The sequence below is a fragment of the Bacillus sp. EKM501B genome, from assembly GCF_011800505.1.
Taxonomy (GTDB): domain Bacteria; phylum Bacillota; class Bacilli; order Bacillales; family Bacillaceae_G; genus Bacillus_A; species Bacillus_A cereus.
In genome coordinates this window covers 660,480-679,864 of sequence record NZ_JAALFZ010000001.1, presented here as the reverse complement: position 1 = coordinate 679,864, position 19,385 = coordinate 660,480, and the positions used below count along the sequence as shown (strand labels likewise).

Genomic DNA, 19,385 nt, shown 5'->3' with positions numbered 1-19,385 from the left:
AATGAACTTTAAATATGAAAAGAATTTATTATCATGTTACAAATTCAACTCAAAACTATTGAAATAAAAAGAAGTTCCAAAAGAGGAACTTCTTTTACTTAATTTCGATATCTGCAGAATGAATATGATGTACTTTCCCCTCATGATCCTCCAGAAGTAATACACCATCCTCTGTGATTCCTTTTGCTAACCCCGTAATTGTCTCTCTCATCGTTCGAGCGGTAATTTCTTTCCCGATGCTCACAGCGTAACTTTCCCAAAGAATTTTAATGACAGAGAAACCATTTTGTAAATATTCTTCATATAATTTTTCTAGTTGTAAATAGATTTGTTGCATAAGTTCTGCACGAACAATCGGCTTACCTGATTCAATCGCTAATGAAGTAGCGATGTGCTGAATTTCTTCATCAAAATGTTCTTGCTTTTGATTCGCATTAATACCGATGCCCATAATGACAGCATTAATTTTATCAGGATCCGCTTGCATTTCTGTTAATATACCTACAGCCTTTTTACCTTGAATTAAAATATCATTTGGCCATTTTATTCCTACGTTTACACCTGTACATTTTTCAATTGCCTGTGCAACACTAACAGCCGCTAACAAAGTAAGTTGCGGTGCATGATGAACTGGGATTGACGGGCGTAAAATAATACTCATCCAAATCCCTGTTCCTTTTGGTGAATGCCATTTTCTGCTTAAACGACCTCTTCCCGCTGTTTGTTCTTCTGCTACAACGACAGTTCCTTCTTCTGCACCTTCATAAGCAAGTTTTGCTGCAATGTGCTGCGTTGATTCAACAGTTTCTTCAAAATACACTGTTCTACCAATCCGCTTCGTTTGTAGCCCTAACTGAATTTCATTAGCAGTCACTTTGTCTGGCTTACTTGCAATTCGGTAACCTAATCGGCGCACAGCTTCAAGTTCATATCCCTCACTCCGCAGATCCTCCATATGTTTCCACACAGCAGTTCTTGAACAACCAAGTTTATCACTAATTGTTTGGCCGGATACAAACTCGCCATCCGCTTCAGAAAAAACTTGCAATAACTGCTTTCTTATAGTAGATTGCATCCTTGCAGCCACTCCCTTATACGCTCTTTCTCATTAACTACGTTTCCTTGTACGATTGCTTCTTCGATTTTCTGAAGCATTTCAGCAACCCACGGACCAGGCTTTTTGTTTGCCCAGTTTAATAAATCATTACCAGTCACATTCATTTCTTGACGTTCCTGGATTGGCAATGCATGAAACATTAATTGTACTCGTTCAACAGATGTAGGGTCATAGCTTTCAATCATCGCTTCATATACTCTCTCTGCCATTTCAGCGATATGAATTCCCGTTTTATAAAGAAGGACTGTATCCCAATCCTTCTCCTTTCTAGTACGAATTGCCAATAAAACTGCAACAATATCTTTTATTTTTTTATTCGAAAACTTCCATTGACGTAAAAAGACAGATGGATGTTCTTCTCCGATACAATATAAGAAAAATGCCCACGCCTCAATATCCGTTTCGAAAGAATCCCATTTATACTGCGTAGCTTTTAACAGTCTCTCTTCTGACATTTGTAAATATGGCAAATGAGAAAATAGCTTCGTCTCTACTAATTCTTTGAGACCTTTCACACAATATGTACCAGTTAACAGTTTCTCAAACTCTACTGTAATACGCTCAATTGCTATATGTTCTAGCAAATGCCCATGCGTTTCAATCGCTTGCTTCGTTTTCATTTCTAATGAAAAACCTAACGTGCTTACAAACCGAATACCACGCATCATTCGCAGGGCATCTTCTTGAAAACGATCCGCAGCATTTCCAACTGTCACAATTTCTCTCTGTTGAATGGCTTCCTGTCCAGCAAATAAATCAACCATTTTGCCTTCTTCTGTCATAGCAATTGCATTCATCGTGAAATCACGACGTTTTAAATCCTCTTCTAATGAACGAACAAATTGAACACTACTAGGTCTTCGAAAATCTTCATATTCGCTTTCTGTTCGAAAAGTAGTTACCTCATAAGGCTCACCATTTTCTACAACAATTACAGTTCCATGCTCAAGACCAACAGGAACATTTCTTGGGAATATAGCCATCACTTCTTCTGGTAGAGCAGATGTCGCAATATCAATATCTCCAATCGGCCTATCGATAATAAGATCTCGTACGCTCCCACCAACAAAGTAAGCCTCATGTCCTTGTTGCTTTAATGTCTCAATAATAGAACTAGCTTTTTTAAATCTTTCCATTTTTGTCATCCCTTAGTACGTCATAGTAAATCGTTTCATATTGTGAAACAATTTTTTCTGAGCGAAATTGCTCATAAACACTTTCTCTTGCTCGTTCTCCCATATTACGGTGAAGTTCCTCGTCCTTTAATAGCTGAATAGCTTGATTTGCCACTCCTGTTGTATCGCCAACTTCACATAAATATCCTGTTTCCCCGTGTTGAATAACCTCTGGAATACCTCCAACCCGCGTTCCGATACAAGGTACACCACACGCCATTGCTTCTAATAAAACAAGACCAAAACTTTCCTTCTCTGATAGAAGCAACATTAAATCACTCATCGCAAGTAGTTCTGCAACATTATCTTGCTTCCCTAGGAATAAAACGCGATCTTCAATATGTAAATTCTTCACTATCTGTAAAATCGTACAGAATTCTGGTCCGTCTCCAACAAGAAGCAACTTCGCATCTACTTCTTTAACAATTTTAGCAAATGCCTGAACAACATCCTGCACACGTTTCACTTTACGGAAATTCGAAATATGAATAAGTACTTTTTCACTCTCACTTATACCGTATTCTTTCTTTAATTGAGACATATTACGCTTGAAATATACACGTTCGTCTATAAAGTTATATACCGTTTGAATTTCTTTACTTGGTTTTACAAGCTCATGTGTTTCGTTAATTAATGAATGCGAGACAGCAGTGACAACATCCGATTGCTCAATACCAAAACGAATTAAATTATTTAACGAAGGGTCGGAACCTAACACAGTAATATCTGTTCCATGTAAGGTTGTAACAATTTTAATACGCTCTCCGATCATTTGTTTTGCTAAATATGCACAAATTGCATGTGGTATTGCGTAATGCACATGTAAAATGTCTAAGTTTTCTCTTTGTGCAACCTCGGCCATTTTACTTGCTAACGCTAAATCGTATGGTGGATATTGAAATACAGAGTATTGATTTACCGTCACTTCATGAAAATAAATGTTTGGATATACTTTATTTAACCGGAATGGTAAACCCGATGTGATAAAGTGAATTTCATGCCCACGTTCCGCCAATTGCTTTCCTAATTCTGTCCCAACAACTCCAGAACCACCTACAGAAGGATAACATGTAATACCTATTTTTAATTTCATTTACATCCCCCTAATAAATCAGCATGTAATAAAACCGGTTTCTTACTCATAAATCCCTCGGCATACAAGACTCCAACTTCTTTTCCAAACATCTTCTCACGAGCGATTACAGTTTCAACGTAACCTTCTGTTAACGGTGTCTTAACACCATCACTCCCTGTTGAAAACTGACTTTCATACGCTTCTAATGCTTCCACCTTTATAGAGAGGTACTCACTTATATCTATACAAAAATTCGGTTTATGAAAACCATTAATCATATAATTATAAAAAGACTCCACACGATGTGGTGAAAGTTCCGGCATATATTTACGGATTCCTGCTGAAAAAATAGCCTCTTCCACAAGCTTTGCACAATTTGCATGATCTGGATGGCGATCTTCATAGTACGGCGCAAAAACTAGTTTTGGTTTATATGTACGGATCACCTTGACAATTTCACGTATATACTCTTCTTTCATATACAAACCACGGTCTGGCATCGCTAAATTCAGCCTCGTTTTTACTCCCATTATACGAGCTGCAACCTTCGCTTCTTCTTTTCTCAACTCTATCGTTCCATTTGAAGAAAGATCAGCTTCTGTTAAATCACAAATACCTACTTCATACCCTTGCTTTGTATATTTAGCGATGGTACCAGCCATGCCGATTTCAACATCATCGGCATGAGCACCAAACGCTAATATATGTAATCCACTCATAATTGTTCCCCTCATTTTCTTAACTTACGATAATCTAAATCTCCTCGCTCTAATGCGTGCATTAACATTTCAGCACTTGCCATATTCGTTGCAAGTGGAATCGCATATACATCACATAAACGAAGCAATGCATTCACATCCGGTTCATGCGGCTGTGCTGTTAATGGATCGCGGAAGAAAATCACCATATCTAAATCGTTCTTTGCAATCATTGCACCAATTTCTTGATCTCCACCAAGAGGGCCAGATTGATATCTTGTTACAACTAATCCAGTCGCTTCCATAATACGAAGCCCTGTCGTTCCTGTTGCAAATAATTCATGTTGTTCAAAAATTGGTTTATATGCGTATGCAAACGAAACCATATCATTTTTCTTTTTGTCATGTGCGATTAAGGCAATTTTCATCCGTTGTCTCCCCTTTAGTCGATAATATTTTCTAAACCGTACACAAGATGATCAAGGTTCATTACTGTCTCAATTGATAGTTTTACACCTGACATAAATGATGCACGATTGAATGAATCATGACGAACTGTTAACATTTGTCCATCTCCACCGAACATTACTTCTTGGTGTGCAATAAGCCCTGGCAAACGTACACTATGAATGTGAATACCGTCTACATTTGCACCACGTGCACCTGCTAGTTGCTCTACTTCATTTGGATGACCTTGCTGCTTTGATTCACGATTTTGACGAATTAACTCTACCGTTTTTACAGCTGTACCAGATGGTGCGTCTAATTTTTGATCATGATGTAATTCAATTACCTCAACATCTTGGAAATATTTCGCTGCCATTTGTGAGAATTTCATCATAAGAACTGCACCAATTGCAAAGTTTGGAGCAATAATTGTTCCTACTGCTTTTTCTTTTGCATTCTCTGTTAAACGTGCCAATTCTTCTTCTGTAAATCCAGTTGTACCAATAACCGAACGAAGTCCACGCTCAACTGCAAGTGTAACGTGTTGTTTCCCCACTTCTGGTGTTGTTAAATCTAACAACACATCTGCTTCTACTTCATCTAAACAAGTATGTAAATCAGCGTAAATCGGTGCATGTAATGCTGGCATGCCAGGTAAATCAGAAATCTTCTCACCACCATGCTTATAATCCACTGCTGCTACTAAATTAAAATGTTCCGTTCTTTCCATAAGAAGAACTGCTTCATGTCCCATACGTCCTCTTGGTCCGGCGATAATTACTTTAATTTCTTTCATTATTCTTTCTCTCCCTCATCAATACGTGTCCAGCGATCTTTATCACGTGTATTAAATTTATTCATTACAATGTTATGTGCTGTCTCTAAATCAATATTTAAACTATTTGCCATACAAATCATAACAAATAATACATCTCCAAGCTCTTCTTCAATACTTCTTTCTTTTTCAGTTGTTTTCTTCGGTTTCTCACCATAATAATGATTTACCTCTCTTGCAAGCTCTCCCATTTCTTCCGTTAAACGAGCCATCATTGCAAGCGGACTGAAATAACCTTCTTTAAACTGACCAATATATGCATCTACTTCTTTCTGCATATCTTTCATCGTTTTTGCTTCCATACTATTCACCTCTAATCCTTCCTCTTTCATGTTAGCCAATTCATCGCGATTTGACAAATATTATTCCCCGCCAAACACCTATTTGCGACCCATTTTTGGATAGACTATAATAAAGTGAAACTTCTTTTGTGTTTTTTTGCAAAAGATTAGTTGAACTAATCGGGTTCCTACGGCTGGTTCGCCTTTCTTCAGAGCTTTATCTCCTACCAGCCGTTGGTACGGGGTAAAGTGAAACTTCTTTTGCGCTTTTTGCAAAAGATTAGTTGAACTAATCGAGTTCCTACGGCTGGTTTGCCCCTCTTCTTTGCTTCATCTCCTATCAGCCGTTAGAGCGGGATAAAGTGAAACCTTCTTTTGTGCTTTTCACAAAAGATCAGCCCACATCAATCAAGTTCTTACTATTTTCACTAGCAACTAGAAATTACTTATTATTATGTTTTACTGTTTCAGCGGAGCAATGCAATCATTACATAATTAGGGGGATTTCTATATGACATCAAAATTGAAGATGCGAAATATTATTTTTATTTTAATCGGTTCCGCTATATTTTCTTTCGGTATTGTCAATATCAATATTGAAAACCACCTTGCAGAGGGTGGGTTTACTGGTATTACACTATTATTGTATTTTTTATTTAAGTTTGATCCTTCCTACTCAAACTTAATTTTAAATATCCCTATATTTTTTATTGGTTGGAGGTTACTTGGCAGAACGACATTTTTATATACATTAATTGGCACCTTTAGCGTATCTTTATTTCTATGGATTTTCCAGCGTTACGAAGTACTCAACTTACATTTAAACTTGCAAAATGATATGACACTCGCAGCTTTATTCGCCGGGGCATTTATCGGTATCGGCCTTGGAATAATATTTAAATATGGCGGGACTACTGGCGGTGTAGATATTATCGCACGACTAGCTCACAAATATGTTGGCTGGAGTATGGGGAAAACAATGTTTATGTTTGATGCTGTCGTTATCGTAGTCTCTATTCTTACCTATTTATCATACCGCGAGGGCATGTATACGCTAGTTGCTGTTTTTATCGGTGCTAAAGTCATTGATTTTATGCAAGAAGGAGCTTATGCTGCCAAAGGAGCGACTATTATCTCAGAGAAAAACGATGAAATTGCTGCCAAAATTTTATCTGAAATGGAGCGCGGAGCAACCTTTTTAAAAGCTGTTGGATCGTATACAAAAGTGGAACGTAACGTATTGTATTGCGTTGTTGCTAAAAATGAAATCGTGAAATTAAAGAATATCATTACTTCTGTAGATCCTCATGCTTTTGTCGCTGTAAGTGATGTACATGATGTAGTTGGTGAAGGATTTACGTTAGATGAAAATAAAAACCCTTTACATAATTAAATGTAACTAGAAAAGCGCCTTAGCTTTTCTAGTTTTTTATTACAAGTCTTTTAAGCTTCTCAAAATCCTCATGAATAAGCTCCAATAAACTCCGATTATAAAAAATGGAAGCTGGATGAAAAGTCGGAAAAACATGATATTCTTTCTCTGACCATGTAAACTCTGCACTTTGCATATCCTTTAATTTTTGAATAGGCTGTTTTAATAATTGCCCGTGTACATCTGTGATTTTTTTATTTTTTCCTGTTAAACGTTGAAGACCGATATTTCCAAGCGTGACGATAAGCTTCGGATGTATTTTCTCTAATTCATAATCTAACAAAGGCGCATGGGCAACTATTTCTCCCTGATTTGGCGTTCTATTATACTTTTTTTGTATGATTTCACCATTTCGTTCTTTTTTCTCTCGCCATTTATAAGGTCTACTTCGAACAGCGCTCGTAATATATACTTCTTCCCTTGTAACATCAATACGCTCTAAAAAATCCATTAATTGTTTTCCCGCCCTCCCGCTAAACGGAATCCCATTATGAATTTCTGTTTCACCAGGCGCTTCTCCTAACAACATAAATTTGGGATTTTCAGGACCTTGTCCACTCAAAAAACCTTCTAGTTGATAAGGAGCACCGCGCTCTTGCACTTGTTTTACTAAATGGTCTGGATATTTCATTTCCCCCCACCGCCTTTCCGCATTACTTCTATTATTTCTATTTGCAATACATTATATAATTCAATCCATACAACAAAAAAAGACTATCAAAATTGATAGTCTTTAGTCGTCGCTACGCTGCATACCAGTATACATTAATACGAGACGTAATAATTCAAATACCGCTACAGCTGCAGCTGCTACATATGTTAATGCTGCCGCATTTAATACTTTACGAGCTTGCCCATATTCATCTGTTGATACAATACCTAACGCTTCAATTTGTTGCATTGCGCGCTTTGACGCATCAAACTCAACTGGCAATGTAACGAGCTGGAACACAACACCTGCTGCCATTAAAATGATACCTAATAACAACAAACCAGACATTTGTGCAAATATACCGATTAGGACGAAAATCCAAGACATATTCGAACCAAAGTTTGCAACTGGCACTAACGAATGACGAACGCGCATAAATTTATAATCTTTTGCATCTTGAATTGCGTGTCCTACTTCGTGTGCTGCAACTGCTGTACCAGCAACTGAATGTCCATAATAGTTATCTGTTGATAATCGAACCGTCTTAGCGGTTGGATCATAATGGTCTGATAAATGACCTGGTGTTTCTTCTACAGCTACGTTGTATAATCCATTTTCATCTAAAATTTTTCGAGCCACTTCCGCTCCTGTCATACCTGATGTTGAATAAACTTGTGAATACTTGCTATAGGCACTACGTACTCTTGACTGTGCATACAACGGTATGATCATTATGATCGCGAAGTAAATTAAATAAAACATCATGAACCTCCATTGAAGTTTTAATTATAGTACTTCTCATTCTATTTTCTTCTGCCACTATTGTCAATGAATAAACCTTACAATCCATATCTTTATTTATTGCATTATCTATTTTTAGAATGTACATTACTTTTTCTTTTTTCTCTCTCTCCTTTATACTTTCTCCATCCAACATAAGTTAATGTGAAGAAAATAAGTCCCCCAGTAATTGTCATAAACCAAATGAGAGAGGGTGCAATTTCATCTTTTTTTACTGTGTGAAATATCTTTTGCAAATCCCCTTTAATAATCCCTAATTGCATTTGGCCGCCTTTCGTTTTTAACATAACGTTACGAAATTCATCTAAATAAGATAAATGAACATTTACACGCTGAACCTCGTTTTCTGGCAAAGCAATCATTAAGCTTGGATAAATAATATTGAATTCATTTAAAAACGTATTTAACGTTTGTTGAAACTGCCCAGCATCTTCTTTTTCCATCGCTTTTTCCATTTGAGAAAAGGCATCCATTACTTTCCTTTCTCTTTCCATCCAAAGTGGTTGATATTTCGATACTTGTGCATCAACAGCAAGTTGTAATGCCAGCACATTATCAATTTTAGCTTGCTTACCTAAACCTTCTTCAGAGAGCGATTGTTGCGCCTTATCGTAAGCTAAAGAAATAACTCTAACTTGATCTGGTGTTACTTCCTGCTTCTTTTCATTCCCCTTTATTAAAAATTGCTCCGAGAAATGTTGTAATACTTGTACCGCTTTTTCATCTTCATTACGCTTCACTAACTGTAACGAGTCGTCTAACAACCCTGTTAGCTCATTCCACTCTTCAGCATATATACGTAACGGAAACATTATAATTAGAAATGCTATCAATCCAATTAATGTTCTCTTCATCCCGGTCCCCCCTATAACTACTAGTACAAAATATGTTAATTTGGACAAGAATAGAACAGAACTAGACCGAAAAATATATTATCATTTTACAAAGAAAAAAATTCTCTTTAAGCAGAGAATTTTTTCTGTGACATCCTTTTCTTTTTTACGAAATATCGATATAAACTGTAACAAAGTATACTACCACCTAAAATGAATAATAAAATAGCACACGCAGCATGCATAAAGAACTCTTCTGGTAACATTAATATAATTGGATCTTTTTCAGGATCAAAAACCCAATAATCATTACTAAATAAAAGTTTATGGAATAATACAAAACTCTTTTCAAAATTAATAGCAATTGGTAACATAAGCGCTATCGGAAAAATGATTGTTAAAATCGATCCATGCAGTAAAAACTTTTCATTTTTCTTTTTTAATAAATAAATTCCGCCTATCACTGCAATCATAATTGTCGCATACATCACATATTGAATCTTTACTAAAATATTTTTAACATCTACAAAATGAATACGGCCATTTGTGGACATATCTAATGTTGGCAAATGTAATGCTCCGTCATAAAACGGGGATAAATATGTAATAAGCACATCGTAATTTCTTTTAATTTCATCCTTCGTCATATCCGCTAAATCAGGAATATTTAAAAAATCAATTTCAAAATAATACAGCCATTTTCCATAGATAACTGCCGTTGTTGCGAGTGCAAAAATAGAAAATGCTATGCTATATGAAACAACTAAAGTAATCAATCGATCCAGTATTTTTGTACCACTCTTATTTTTCTCCATGTTCTCCCCCTAAATGTTCTAACCATCATAAAGAAAATTGTTTCCTTTGCTCACGTAAGCAACAATAATATGTAATACATAGTACAGCAATACTTAACCAAAACGTAAAATAACCAATTTCCTCTACAAACAAATGCATAATTCCATATCGCGGCATTTGCCAAAATAAATAATCAATTGCATCGTTATGCAACGTCCACACAGCTGCTACTATAAAATGCCATTTTTTTATACGATAGAATGGAGCATATAAAAATCCTTGTACTGCCATCGCAAAGTGCGAAAGCATTAACATGTAGCCCATAAGGCCAATAGGCCCTTTTACGTAAATCATAATCCCGTTTACAACAACAGCCCAAATACCATATTTTATTAAAGTTACAATCGCTAACGCTTCTATTAATCCCCAGTTTCTCTTTGCCAAAAAAGCAATTAAAACAAAGACAAAAAAGAGACTCGCCATAGGACTATCTGGTACAAACGGCCAAAATATAGGTGACGTTTCTTTCAATTGATTTCCGTACCATATAAATCCGTAAATTGTACCTAATATGTTAACAATTAATAAAAATAATAATACCGAGCGTTGTCTTAACATTGCATACAAGTACACCAATCCGTATGTCCAACACCTTTCAAGCAAAGTAATTCATTCATTAAATCCTACTCTATTATAACAAACTTCATCCAACTAAATAGAAAAGCTGACTACAAATTTTGTAGTCAGCTTTTTATTATTTTTTATTATACTTTGCAACGAATTCCGAAAGCTTCTTCAGTTCCTCATCCGTACCTTTAAATACACCTTTAGGCATTGAACCTTTTCCCTCTTTCGCAATTTTAGCAATTTCTTCTGGCTTTAAAGTTAAGTTTTGCAGTGCCGGTGCTGCTGCCCCGCCTTGTAAATTGTCACCATGACATGTTAAACAAGTATTTTTTTGCATTAATTTATAGCCATCATCATTTTTATCAACTGGCGCTGTTTTTACAATTGCTCCTTGTTTTTTTGCAGCTTCCCAGTCGTGGTGTGCTACAGATTCCCAAGTTAAAAAGATAATCGATGCAATTGCTAAAAGCATAAATCCAGTTGCCACAGGACGCTTCAATGGACGTCTTTCTGGACCTCGATCAAGAAATGGAGCTAACAGTAATGCTCCAAACGCAATCCCTGGCATAATAAATGCTCCAATTACAGTAAATGAACCGGAAGCATACGAATACTTTAATAACTGATACAAGAATAAGAAATACCAATCTGGAAGTGGTATATATCCAGCATCTGTTGGGTCCGCCATTCTCTCAAGCGGCGACGGATGCGCCACTGTTAAACATAAATAACCGATTAAAAAAACTGCACCAACCATCCATTCTTTTAACAAGAAGTTCGGCCAAAATGCTTCTGTTTTCCCTGGGTATTCAGAATAGTCTTTTGGAATATTTGGTTTCCGAGCTACTGGTACCCGAGAATCTCCTACAAACTTCATCCCTTTGCCGCGATGCATAATCTCCCTCCTTTAGTTCTTTCCCCTTTAATTTAGCAATCTCTTATAGTGGACCGGAAATACCTTGTTTGCGAATCATGATGAAGTGGAAGGCCATTAAACCTAGAAGTGCTGCTGGTAAGAAGAAGACGTGAATAGCAAAGAAGCGAGTTAATGTTTGAGCGCCAACAATTTCGGAATGACCAGCGAGTAATGTTTTAATATAAGGACCAATGAGCGGTGTTTGCTCTGCAATTTGAATCCCTACTTTTGTAGCAAATAAAGCTTTCATATCCCACGGCAATAAATATCCGGTAAAACCAAGACCTAACATAACAAAGAAAATAAGAACACCAACAATCCAGTTTAACTCACGGGGCTTTTTATACGCACCTTGGAAGAAAACTCTGAGTGTATGTAAAAACATCATTACAATTACGAGACTAGCACCCCAGTGGTGCATACCACGAACAATTTGCCCATAAGCAACTTCATTTTGTAAATAGTAAACTGATTCCCAAGCATTTTTAATATCAGGCACATAATACATCGTCAAAAACATTCCAGATAAAATTTGAATTACAGTAACGAAAAAGGTAAGTCCTCCAAAGCAATAGACGAATGCAGAAAAGTGATGTGCCGGGTTTACATGTTCAGGTACTTCATGATCAGCGATATCACGCCATATTGGTGTAATATCCAATCTTTCATCCACCCAATCATAAATTTTATTTAACATCTACTTTGCACCCCCTCTTGGCTTCGCTTTTCCTAGATACAGCGTTCCATCTTTCACTTTAGACTCGTACACATCAAGCGGAGCAAGGGGTGGCGTACCTTTAATGTTAATCCCATCTTTTGTATAACGCCCCCCGTGACATGGGCAAAAGAATTGATTCGGATGTGCTTTGTCCGAATTCCAGTTAACTGTACATCCTAAATGTTTACATACTGGAGAGAACGCAACAATGTCTCCGCTTTCATCTTTATGAACCCAAGCCGATTTTGGTTCTTCAGACTTGTACCAACCATCAACCTGCTTCACTTTAAAATCGAAACGCTTCGGCTCTGTTGTAATATCCTTTACTTGCGCAACAGCAACCATATCTGTTCCCGCTTCTTTTCTTAACACCGGATCAAGCGCAAATCGCGTCATCGGCATTAAAATACCGGCAGCCATAAAGCCTCCTACCCCTGTGAGTGTGTAATTTAAAAATTGTCTTCTTGACACGCGATGTTCTTTGTCGCTCACGAAAATTTCCCCCCTCTATCAGAAATTGTCCCCTCGTGATAAATTATATAAAAAATAAAAACTAGGACACTATCATGATATAATACGCTCATGCACAGGTCAATATCATACTACTCATAATAATAAGAACTTTCTGTTTATTGCGAGTTTCCCCATTTCTCTTCCAACATCACCATTATATTTTTTATATGCGCATGAATAACTTCTCTTTTTGCTTGATCACTAAATTGTTCTAACGCTAATGAAGGAAACCAAAATAAATCTCCCTGTAACTCTTGCATATCCTCTTTCCATGAAAAATCACTTGTAACATAAGCAATATGCTTAAAACCTTCACTTCGTAAATGATTTGTCCATTCTTGCAAACGACCTTTTTCATTCTTTTGACTTTCTACCAAATACGTAAACGCAGGCAGTAAAAGCACTCTTCCTTTATACTCTCTTTCCAATTCCGTGCTCAACAATTCGATAAATTCACCTTGTTCTACAACCATTTTCATTTCTTTTGCTGCCGAAATTGATAACAGCGGTATTACTCCTGTATCAACATACTCTCTTGCTTGCTCAAACTGTTCTACATCTTTTACAATCCACTTCAAATCCCTTCCCTCCTTCACTTACAAATGACAGAACTTTCACTTTATATATATTAAACCACACTAAAAGAGGTAAAAAAAGAAAAACTACCCAATATAGGTAGTTTTTCTTTATAAAAGTCTGAAATTTGTAAAAATTAATTAATCCAAATAAATTCTATAAAGTCTTTAACTCTGCCGTTAATCTATGAAACGCTTCCTTATCTTGCTTATCTAACGCTTCGTCAATTTGTTTCAAAAGGCGTTCTCTCCTAAACGAAAATACACTTTCTTCCAAAAACCTTTCTGCAAGTAAACGATCTTTTTCATTTACTTCAATATGCTTTGGTAGATATGGGTTTTCTTCTAATACAGCTACATAATTCGCATTTTGAAACGATGATTTAAAGTTGAGTTGAATATAAATATCCTCATCTCGATTTAAACGAATATCATGAAACGATTTTTCAGCATCTGTTGTCATAACATTTTGTTTAAAAAAGTGAAACGGTGTGTCTTTCACACAATTCGCTGACATCACTAAGCCACGCGGACAATATTTTGCATGCTCTACGAAGTGGACTTTATGCATCAATTGGTCGTGACTCATTAAATAATTCAGAATCCATACACATTCACGCTGTTTCAGTTGGTAATTATTCAAAAACCATTTTACAAAATCCTTCTTCTCGTTTACAGAAACAGGGGTATTCATAGCAATTAAGTCCCTCCTCTGTCTTTCTCTTTTCTTTTTAGATTCAAGAAGCGGCATTCAGTTTCCTTCCAACTTATGAAAAATCCTCTAAATTATATAACAATTCTTCAATATGAATTTGTGTCGGGTCTAGTTGTAATAACTGGGTAAATACTTCTTTCGCCTCTTTTCGTTTTCCTTCTTCCAATAAGAAATAACCGTACTCTTCTAAGAAGTCTGGATGATTCTTAAAAGAAGTATATGCACTTTCATAGTGTTTTAATGCATCCGAATACATTTCTAATTGTTTTTTTGCATACGCAAGATCCCAAAGTAGTTGTGTATCTGGTTCTCCACTATCAATAGCACGCTCTACAATTGCAATTAACTCTTCGTACTTTTCTTGTTCTTTTAAGATATATGCATATTTTAATGTTGCACCTAAATGCCCTGGATCTAACTCAAGCGCTTTTTGAAGAACTTCCTCTGCTTCTACTATTTTCCCTAATTTCGCCGCAATGTTCGCTAACTCTACATAAAATGGAACTGAAAGCTCATCTACTTTAATTCCTTCATGAAGCGTTTCATAGCTTTCTTGAAGCATTCCTTCTTTTTCATAGCTTTTCGCTAAATACATGTACAGTGATGCGTACTCAGGGTCTAATTCTTTTAGTTCTTGCCAAGCACCAATTGCTCTCTGATATTCTTCACCTTGGTATAATGTAAAGGCATATCCAAATAATGAGTGAATATCTTTTTGTTCCTCTAGGCCTGCTTCATAATAAGAAATCGCTTCTTCCCAGTTTCCGATCGCGCTTAACGTTTCTGCGAGGCGAAGTGCGATCACAACACCACCCATTACTTTATGTTCCGCTAATAGCGATTCATAATAAGTAATTGCCTTTTGTTCTTCACCTTTACTACTATATAATTCTGCTAACCCAAACGTAATAACAGGTTCATCAGGCATCATTTCTTTCGCCTTTAATAGTTTTTGCTCTGCTACATCATCAAAACCTTGCATTTGGAATAAATCTGCAACAAGTAATAACGATTGAACATATAAATCGTCATTTTCTGGAATATCATGAAGCACTTCAATCGCTTCATCTTCTTTATCTAGATCAATATATAATTCTGCTAAAAATACAGTGAATTCACTTTCTTCTGGATACAGTAAACGTAAGTCTTCAGTAATTGCTAATGCCTCATCTGTAAATCCAAGCGTATGATAGTAACGAGCGATATCATACTTCTCTTCATCATTCGCAATTTTTAATTGTTCTTTTAATAATTGTAATCCTTTTTCCGCTTCACCATTTTCAATATATGAAACAGCTTGTTCAAACTTTTGCATAAACGTCTCCTTTAATTCTAAAAAATATTCTCTTCTGTTCATTTATCATAAGCAACTCACTGTTAGAACGCAACCTTTAGAATGAGCATACTTCTTCTTATACTTCTTCTTACAGAGTAGTTAATTGTTCAAAAGGTTCGGATATGACACCGATACCTTACCATCATCTTCTATTGTACCGCTTTCTTTTATGACCGTGCAAATAACTTCTCTCACTAATTATCGAGCCATACAAACCGTGGTTTACAGAATAACTTAATTAGCAGTCTTCAACCTTTATTTTGAATGCGATAAAAAAGGCTCCTATACTAGGAGCCTTCACAATCTCTTAAGAATATGTTTCTTCTTTCTGTACTTGCTCATTTACAAGCTCTTTCAGCAACTCTATAATTTCATCATTTTCTTCCTTCAAACCGACAGTAATACGAATACCATCATCGATACCAAATGCAGCACCAGAACGAACGATATATCCTTTTTTCATTAATCGTTCGAAAGCTTCATTACCCGGTATACCAAGTTTTAAGAAAATGAAATTTGTTTGGGATGGATAATAGAATACGTTATATTCTTTACAAAATGCATAATACTGATTTAAACCTTCAGCATTCTTTTGCACACAATCTTGTAAAAAGGCTTGATCTTCTAATGCAGCGAGTGCTACAGATTGGGCTACAGTTGATGTATTGAATGGTAACCTAGCTACTTCTAGCTGTCCGATTAACTTCGCATCCCCAATCGCATATCCGATACGAAAAGCAGCTAAACCATATGCTTTTGAAAACGTGCGTAAAACCATAAGATTTTCATACTTTTCAAGAAGTGGTAATGTTTGCGGATAGTCTTCTGCTTCCGCGTATTCATAATATGCTTCGTCCATAATAACGAGAGCCGACTTAGGAACTGATTCTAAAAATGAAAGTAATTTTTGTTTCTCAACATATGTACCTGTTGGATTATTCGGATTACAAATCCATACAATTTTCGTTTTCTCATCTACTTGCTCTAGCATTGCATCTAAATCATGAATACCATCTTTAAGTGATACTTCACGAACTTCTGCTCCTTCAATAACAGCATGGTGATGATATTGTGAAAACGTAGGATTCGCCATTACAACGTTTGTTCCTTCATGTAGTAACGCTCGGCTAATCATTTGAATGACTTCATCTAATCCACTACCAAATAGTAGTTGTTCTGCTTTTACACCTAAATGTTCCGCTACTTTTGTCCGAAGTTCAAAGGCATATCCATCTGGATAAAGGGCATATTGGCTCGCTAAAGAAGTTAATGCTTCTGTCACACGTGCTGAACAACCGAATGGATTTTCGTTGGATGCTAATTTCACAATTTTTGATAAACCATATTCTCTTTTTACTTCTTCAATGTTTTTCCCAGGCACATACGCTCTCAAAGTTAACAATTGCTCTTTCACTCTCATTTTTCTTCCCCCAGTCATTTCATTCAATTTGATTACAATACGGTTATAGCCCCTTACTGTAATCTTTTGTCATAACCGTCACTATTACGAGAATACCTCTAAATGAGCACTTCACAGCACTTCGCTATCATTTTAAACCATATCTTTTTGAAATGCCTCTAACGCAATATGAACAGTCTCATCTGAAATAGATACGACATTCACTACCCCATATTCCTGCATAAGCACCATATGAATTGCTCCTGCATTTGCTTTCTTATCTTGTTTCATCAATTGAACGAGGCGCTCTACATTCAAATCCCTTGGCATTTTTGGATAGCCGTATTTCAAGAACCACTGCTTCATATCTTCATAAGCAAGATCAACCTTGTACACTTGCTCACTTAAAAATATGGCGAATAACATTCCAACCGCTACACCGTCACCGTGAGTAATATTTCCATACCCTAGCTCTTTTTCAAGAGCATGTCCTAACGTATGTCCAAAGTTCAAATGAGCACGTACACCCTTCTCTGTTTCATCTTGTGACACAACATTTGCCTTTACAGGAATCGCCTTCGTTAATATATGGATTAACTTCTCATCATGAAGATCCGCTAATGTTCGCACTTCTTCTTTTAACCAATGGTATAGCTCCACATCACCAATAAGAGCATGCTTTATCACCTCTGCATAACCTGAACGCCACTCTTTTTCAGGAAGAGACTGTAAAAACGGTGTATGATATACAACTGCTTCTGGCTGATGGAATGCACCAATCATATTTTTACCTAACGGATGGTTAATCGCTACTTTCCCACCCACTGCGCTATCGTGCGCTAATAAAGTTGTCGGAACCTGCACAAAGCGAATACCACGCATAAACGATGCAGCAACAAAACCAGCTAAATCTCCAATCATTCCGCCTCCAAGTGCAAGAATTAAAGAATTTCTATCTAATTTATTTTCAAGAGCTGACGTATGAGCCGCATAGAAATTTTCGAAAGACTTCTCTTTTTCGCCACTTGGTACAACAAACGAAAACACGTGCTGCTCTACTTGTAATGCATCGATAACTGTCTGTAAATGTAGTGATGCAACAGCTTCATCTGAAATGATCATTACGTTAGATACCGCTGGCTGCATATTTTGAACGATCGTTGTTAAGTTTGACAACGCTTCTTTACCAACATGTACATCATATTCTTTTGATTTCGTTTGAATATGTATGTTTCCCATTAAAATCCCCTCGCATATTCATTATGTTTCTCAATATTTTCACGAATTAGTTCCATACGATCTAATCCGAATTGTTCTATTAAAGCTGTCGCTAATTCCCAAGCCACAACCGCTTCTGCAACGACACTAGCTGCTGGCACTGCACAACTATCTGAACGTTCAATACTCGCTGTAAAAGGCTCTTTCGTATCAATATCTACACTTTGAAGAGGTTTATAAAGTGTAGGTATCGGTTTCATCACACCGCGCACAACAATTGGCATTCCAGTCGTCATACCGCCTTCTAGTCCACCTGCATTATTTGTTCTTCGTGTATATCCATGCTCCTCATCCCACAGAATTTCATCATGAACTTCACTTCCTGGTCTATGCGCTGCTTCAAAACCAATTCCAATCTCGACACCTTTAAAAGCATTAATACTCATAATTGCAGCTGCTAATTTCGCATCCAGTTTTCGATCATAATGCACGTAGCTACCTACTCCAATTGGCATCCCTTCCACAATTACTTCAACGATTCCACCAATTGAATCACCATTTGCTTTCGCATCATCAATCGCTTTCATCATTTGGTTACCAGCTTCTTCATCTAAGCAACGTACAGGAGATGCTTCTGTAATACTCTTTAATTCTTCAATTGAACTATACGTAATCTCCTTAGCTTGTACACCGCCAATTTCAATTACATGGCCCGCCACTTTAATACCAAGTTCTGCTAACACCTTTTTAGCAACCGCACCAGCAGCAACACGCACCGTCGTTTCGCGCGCTGACGAACGTTCCAGTACATTCCTCATATCTCTATGACCATATTTAATCGCACCATTTAAATCAGCATGCCCAGGCCTTGGTTTTGTCACTTTCCTTTTCATCTCTTTTTCTTCTTGCTCAGTTAAAGGCTCCGCCCCCATAATTTTTGTCCAGTGTGCAAAATCACGATTTTCAACAACAAGTGCAATAGGGGAACCTAATGTTTCTCCATGTCTAACACCACTTAAAATTTGCACTTGATCCGTTTCAATTTGCATGCGTCTACCGCGCCCATATCCCTTTTGCCTTCTAGCTAACTCTTCGTTTATATCATCTGCTACTAAAGACAATCCTGCCGGAACACCTTCTATAATCGTTGTAAGTTGTGGACCATGAGATTCACCAGCTGTAATATATCGCATACGTTATTCCTCTTTTCGTATATGTATTTATCTC

22 protein-coding genes are annotated in these 19,385 nt (G+C 36.7%); 1 reads left to right on the top strand and 21 read right to left on the bottom strand.

Annotation, left to right across the window (positions count from 1 at the left end):
• Positions 1-94: 94 nt before the first annotated feature.
• Genes HFD78_RS03605 through HFD78_RS03575 form a run of 7 tightly spaced genes read right to left on the bottom strand, consistent with a single transcriptional unit; the run spans position 95 to position 5,649 of the window.
• A complete protein-coding gene (locus tag HFD78_RS03605; protein WP_001192063.1) occupies positions 95-1,075 on the bottom strand; it encodes a biotin--[acetyl-CoA-carboxylase] ligase in 981 nt (326 codons plus the stop codon).
• Positions 1,060-2,253 carry a CCA tRNA nucleotidyltransferase gene (locus tag HFD78_RS03600; RefSeq protein ID WP_000439316.1) on the bottom strand — a complete coding sequence of 398 codons (1,194 nt, stop codon included), beginning with the start codon at positions 2,251-2,253 and terminating at the stop codon, positions 1,060-1,062. Before HFD78_RS03600 ends, HFD78_RS03605 begins: the two co-directional genes overlap by 16 nt.
• Entirely contained in the window at positions 2,240-3,385 is a 1,146-nt protein-coding gene (bshA, locus tag HFD78_RS03595; RefSeq protein ID WP_000768305.1) for an N-acetyl-alpha-D-glucosaminyl L-malate synthase BshA, read from the bottom strand. Before bshA ends, HFD78_RS03600 begins: the two co-directional genes overlap by 14 nt.
• Complete coding sequence (gene bshB1 / locus HFD78_RS03590) at positions 3,382-4,086, bottom strand: bacillithiol biosynthesis deacetylase BshB1 (protein ID WP_000015673.1); 705 nt, start codon at positions 4,084-4,086, stop codon at positions 3,382-3,384. Before bshB1 ends, bshA begins: the two co-directional genes overlap by 4 nt.
• 11 nt (positions 4,087-4,097) lie before the next feature.
• Complete coding sequence (gene mgsA / locus HFD78_RS03585) at positions 4,098-4,493, bottom strand: methylglyoxal synthase (RefSeq protein WP_000684765.1); 396 nt, start codon at positions 4,491-4,493, stop codon at positions 4,098-4,100.
• Between the two features lie 14 nt (positions 4,494-4,507).
• Entirely contained in the window at positions 4,508-5,308 is an 801-nt protein-coding gene (gene dapB / locus HFD78_RS03580) for a dihydrodipicolinate reductase (RefSeq protein ID WP_000658810.1), read from the bottom strand.
• Positions 5,308-5,649 (bottom strand): nucleotide pyrophosphohydrolase, encoded by a 342-nt coding sequence (locus tag HFD78_RS03575; protein WP_002108639.1) that lies wholly within the window; start codon positions 5,647-5,649, stop codon positions 5,308-5,310. The genes dapB and HFD78_RS03575 overlap by 1 nt, the downstream gene beginning before the upstream one ends.
• Positions 5,650-6,139: 490 nt before the next feature.
• On the opposite strand from HFD78_RS03575, the gene HFD78_RS03570 reads away from it, so the two are divergent.
• Entirely contained in the window at positions 6,140-7,021 is an 882-nt protein-coding gene (locus tag HFD78_RS03570; protein WP_000202121.1) for a YitT family protein, read from the top strand.
• Positions 7,022-7,049: 28 nt separating this feature from the next.
• Here HFD78_RS03570 and HFD78_RS03565 read toward each other — a convergent pair whose 3' ends face one another.
• The 14 genes from HFD78_RS03565 to aroC form a co-directional block, all read right to left on the bottom strand.
• On the bottom strand, positions 7,050-7,691 hold the full coding sequence (locus tag HFD78_RS03565; RefSeq protein ID WP_000876867.1) for a uracil-DNA glycosylase: 642 nt from the start codon (positions 7,689-7,691) through the stop codon (positions 7,050-7,052).
• A 102-nt stretch (positions 7,692-7,793) separates the two neighbouring features.
• A complete protein-coding gene (locus tag HFD78_RS03560) occupies positions 7,794-8,477 on the bottom strand; it encodes a zinc metallopeptidase (protein ID WP_058839490.1) in 684 nt (227 codons plus the stop codon).
• A gap of 101 nt (positions 8,478-8,578) precedes the next feature.
• Complete coding sequence (ypjB, locus tag HFD78_RS03555; RefSeq protein ID WP_000831583.1) at positions 8,579-9,367, bottom strand: sporulation protein YpjB; 789 nt, start codon at positions 9,365-9,367, stop codon at positions 8,579-8,581.
• 107 nt (positions 9,368-9,474) lie between these two features.
• The gene (gene lit / locus HFD78_RS03550; RefSeq protein ID WP_000414369.1) at positions 9,475-10,161 is read right to left on the bottom strand and encodes a lipoprotein intramolecular transacylase Lit; all 687 of its coding nucleotides are present in this window, start codon (positions 10,159-10,161) and stop codon (positions 9,475-9,477) included.
• A gap of 25 nt (positions 10,162-10,186) precedes the next feature.
• Positions 10,187-10,777: a lipoprotein heptaprenylglyceryl N-acetyltransferase LhaT gene (gene lhaT, locus HFD78_RS03545; RefSeq protein ID WP_025967075.1), complete on the bottom strand. Its 591-nt coding sequence runs from the start codon at positions 10,775-10,777 to the stop codon at positions 10,187-10,189.
• Positions 10,778-10,895: 118 nt separating this feature from the next.
• A complete protein-coding gene (gene qcrC, locus HFD78_RS03540; protein ID WP_000554603.1) occupies positions 10,896-11,663 on the bottom strand; it encodes a menaquinol-cytochrome c reductase cytochrome b/c subunit in 768 nt (255 codons plus the stop codon).
• 43 nt (positions 11,664-11,706) lie between these two features.
• Positions 11,707-12,381 (bottom strand): menaquinol-cytochrome c reductase cytochrome b subunit, encoded by a 675-nt coding sequence (qcrB, locus tag HFD78_RS03535; protein WP_000932700.1) that lies wholly within the window; start codon positions 12,379-12,381, stop codon positions 11,707-11,709.
• Positions 12,382-12,894: a menaquinol-cytochrome c reductase iron-sulfur subunit gene (qcrA, locus tag HFD78_RS03530; RefSeq protein ID WP_001280593.1), complete on the bottom strand. Its 513-nt coding sequence runs from the start codon at positions 12,892-12,894 to the stop codon at positions 12,382-12,384.
• A 137-nt stretch (positions 12,895-13,031) separates the two neighbouring features.
• Positions 13,032-13,493 (bottom strand): YpiF family protein, encoded by a 462-nt coding sequence (locus HFD78_RS03525; protein WP_000871314.1) that lies wholly within the window; start codon positions 13,491-13,493, stop codon positions 13,032-13,034.
• Between the two features lie 154 nt (positions 13,494-13,647).
• Positions 13,648-14,184, bottom strand: coding sequence for a ReoY family proteolytic degradation factor (locus HFD78_RS03520; RefSeq protein ID WP_001095925.1), 537 nt, complete (start codon positions 14,182-14,184; stop codon positions 13,648-13,650).
• 73 nt (positions 14,185-14,257) lie between these two features.
• Positions 14,258-15,520 carry a tetratricopeptide repeat protein gene (locus tag HFD78_RS03515; RefSeq protein ID WP_001168671.1) on the bottom strand — a complete coding sequence of 421 codons (1,263 nt, stop codon included), beginning with the start codon at positions 15,518-15,520 and terminating at the stop codon, positions 14,258-14,260.
• Between the two features lie 328 nt (positions 15,521-15,848).
• On the bottom strand, positions 15,849-16,961 hold the full coding sequence (gene hisC, locus HFD78_RS03510; RefSeq protein ID WP_001264023.1) for a histidinol-phosphate transaminase: 1,113 nt from the start codon (positions 16,959-16,961) through the stop codon (positions 15,849-15,851).
• Positions 16,962-17,093: 132 nt separating this feature from the next.
• Positions 17,094-18,179 (bottom strand): 3-dehydroquinate synthase, encoded by a 1,086-nt coding sequence (gene aroB / locus HFD78_RS03505; protein ID WP_191968053.1) that lies wholly within the window; start codon positions 18,177-18,179, stop codon positions 17,094-17,096.
• Positions 18,179-19,351 carry a chorismate synthase gene (gene aroC, locus HFD78_RS03500; protein ID WP_001269386.1) on the bottom strand — a complete coding sequence of 391 codons (1,173 nt, stop codon included), beginning with the start codon at positions 19,349-19,351 and terminating at the stop codon, positions 18,179-18,181. The genes aroB and aroC overlap by 1 nt, the downstream gene beginning before the upstream one ends.
• Positions 19,352-19,385: the final 34 nt, after the last annotated feature.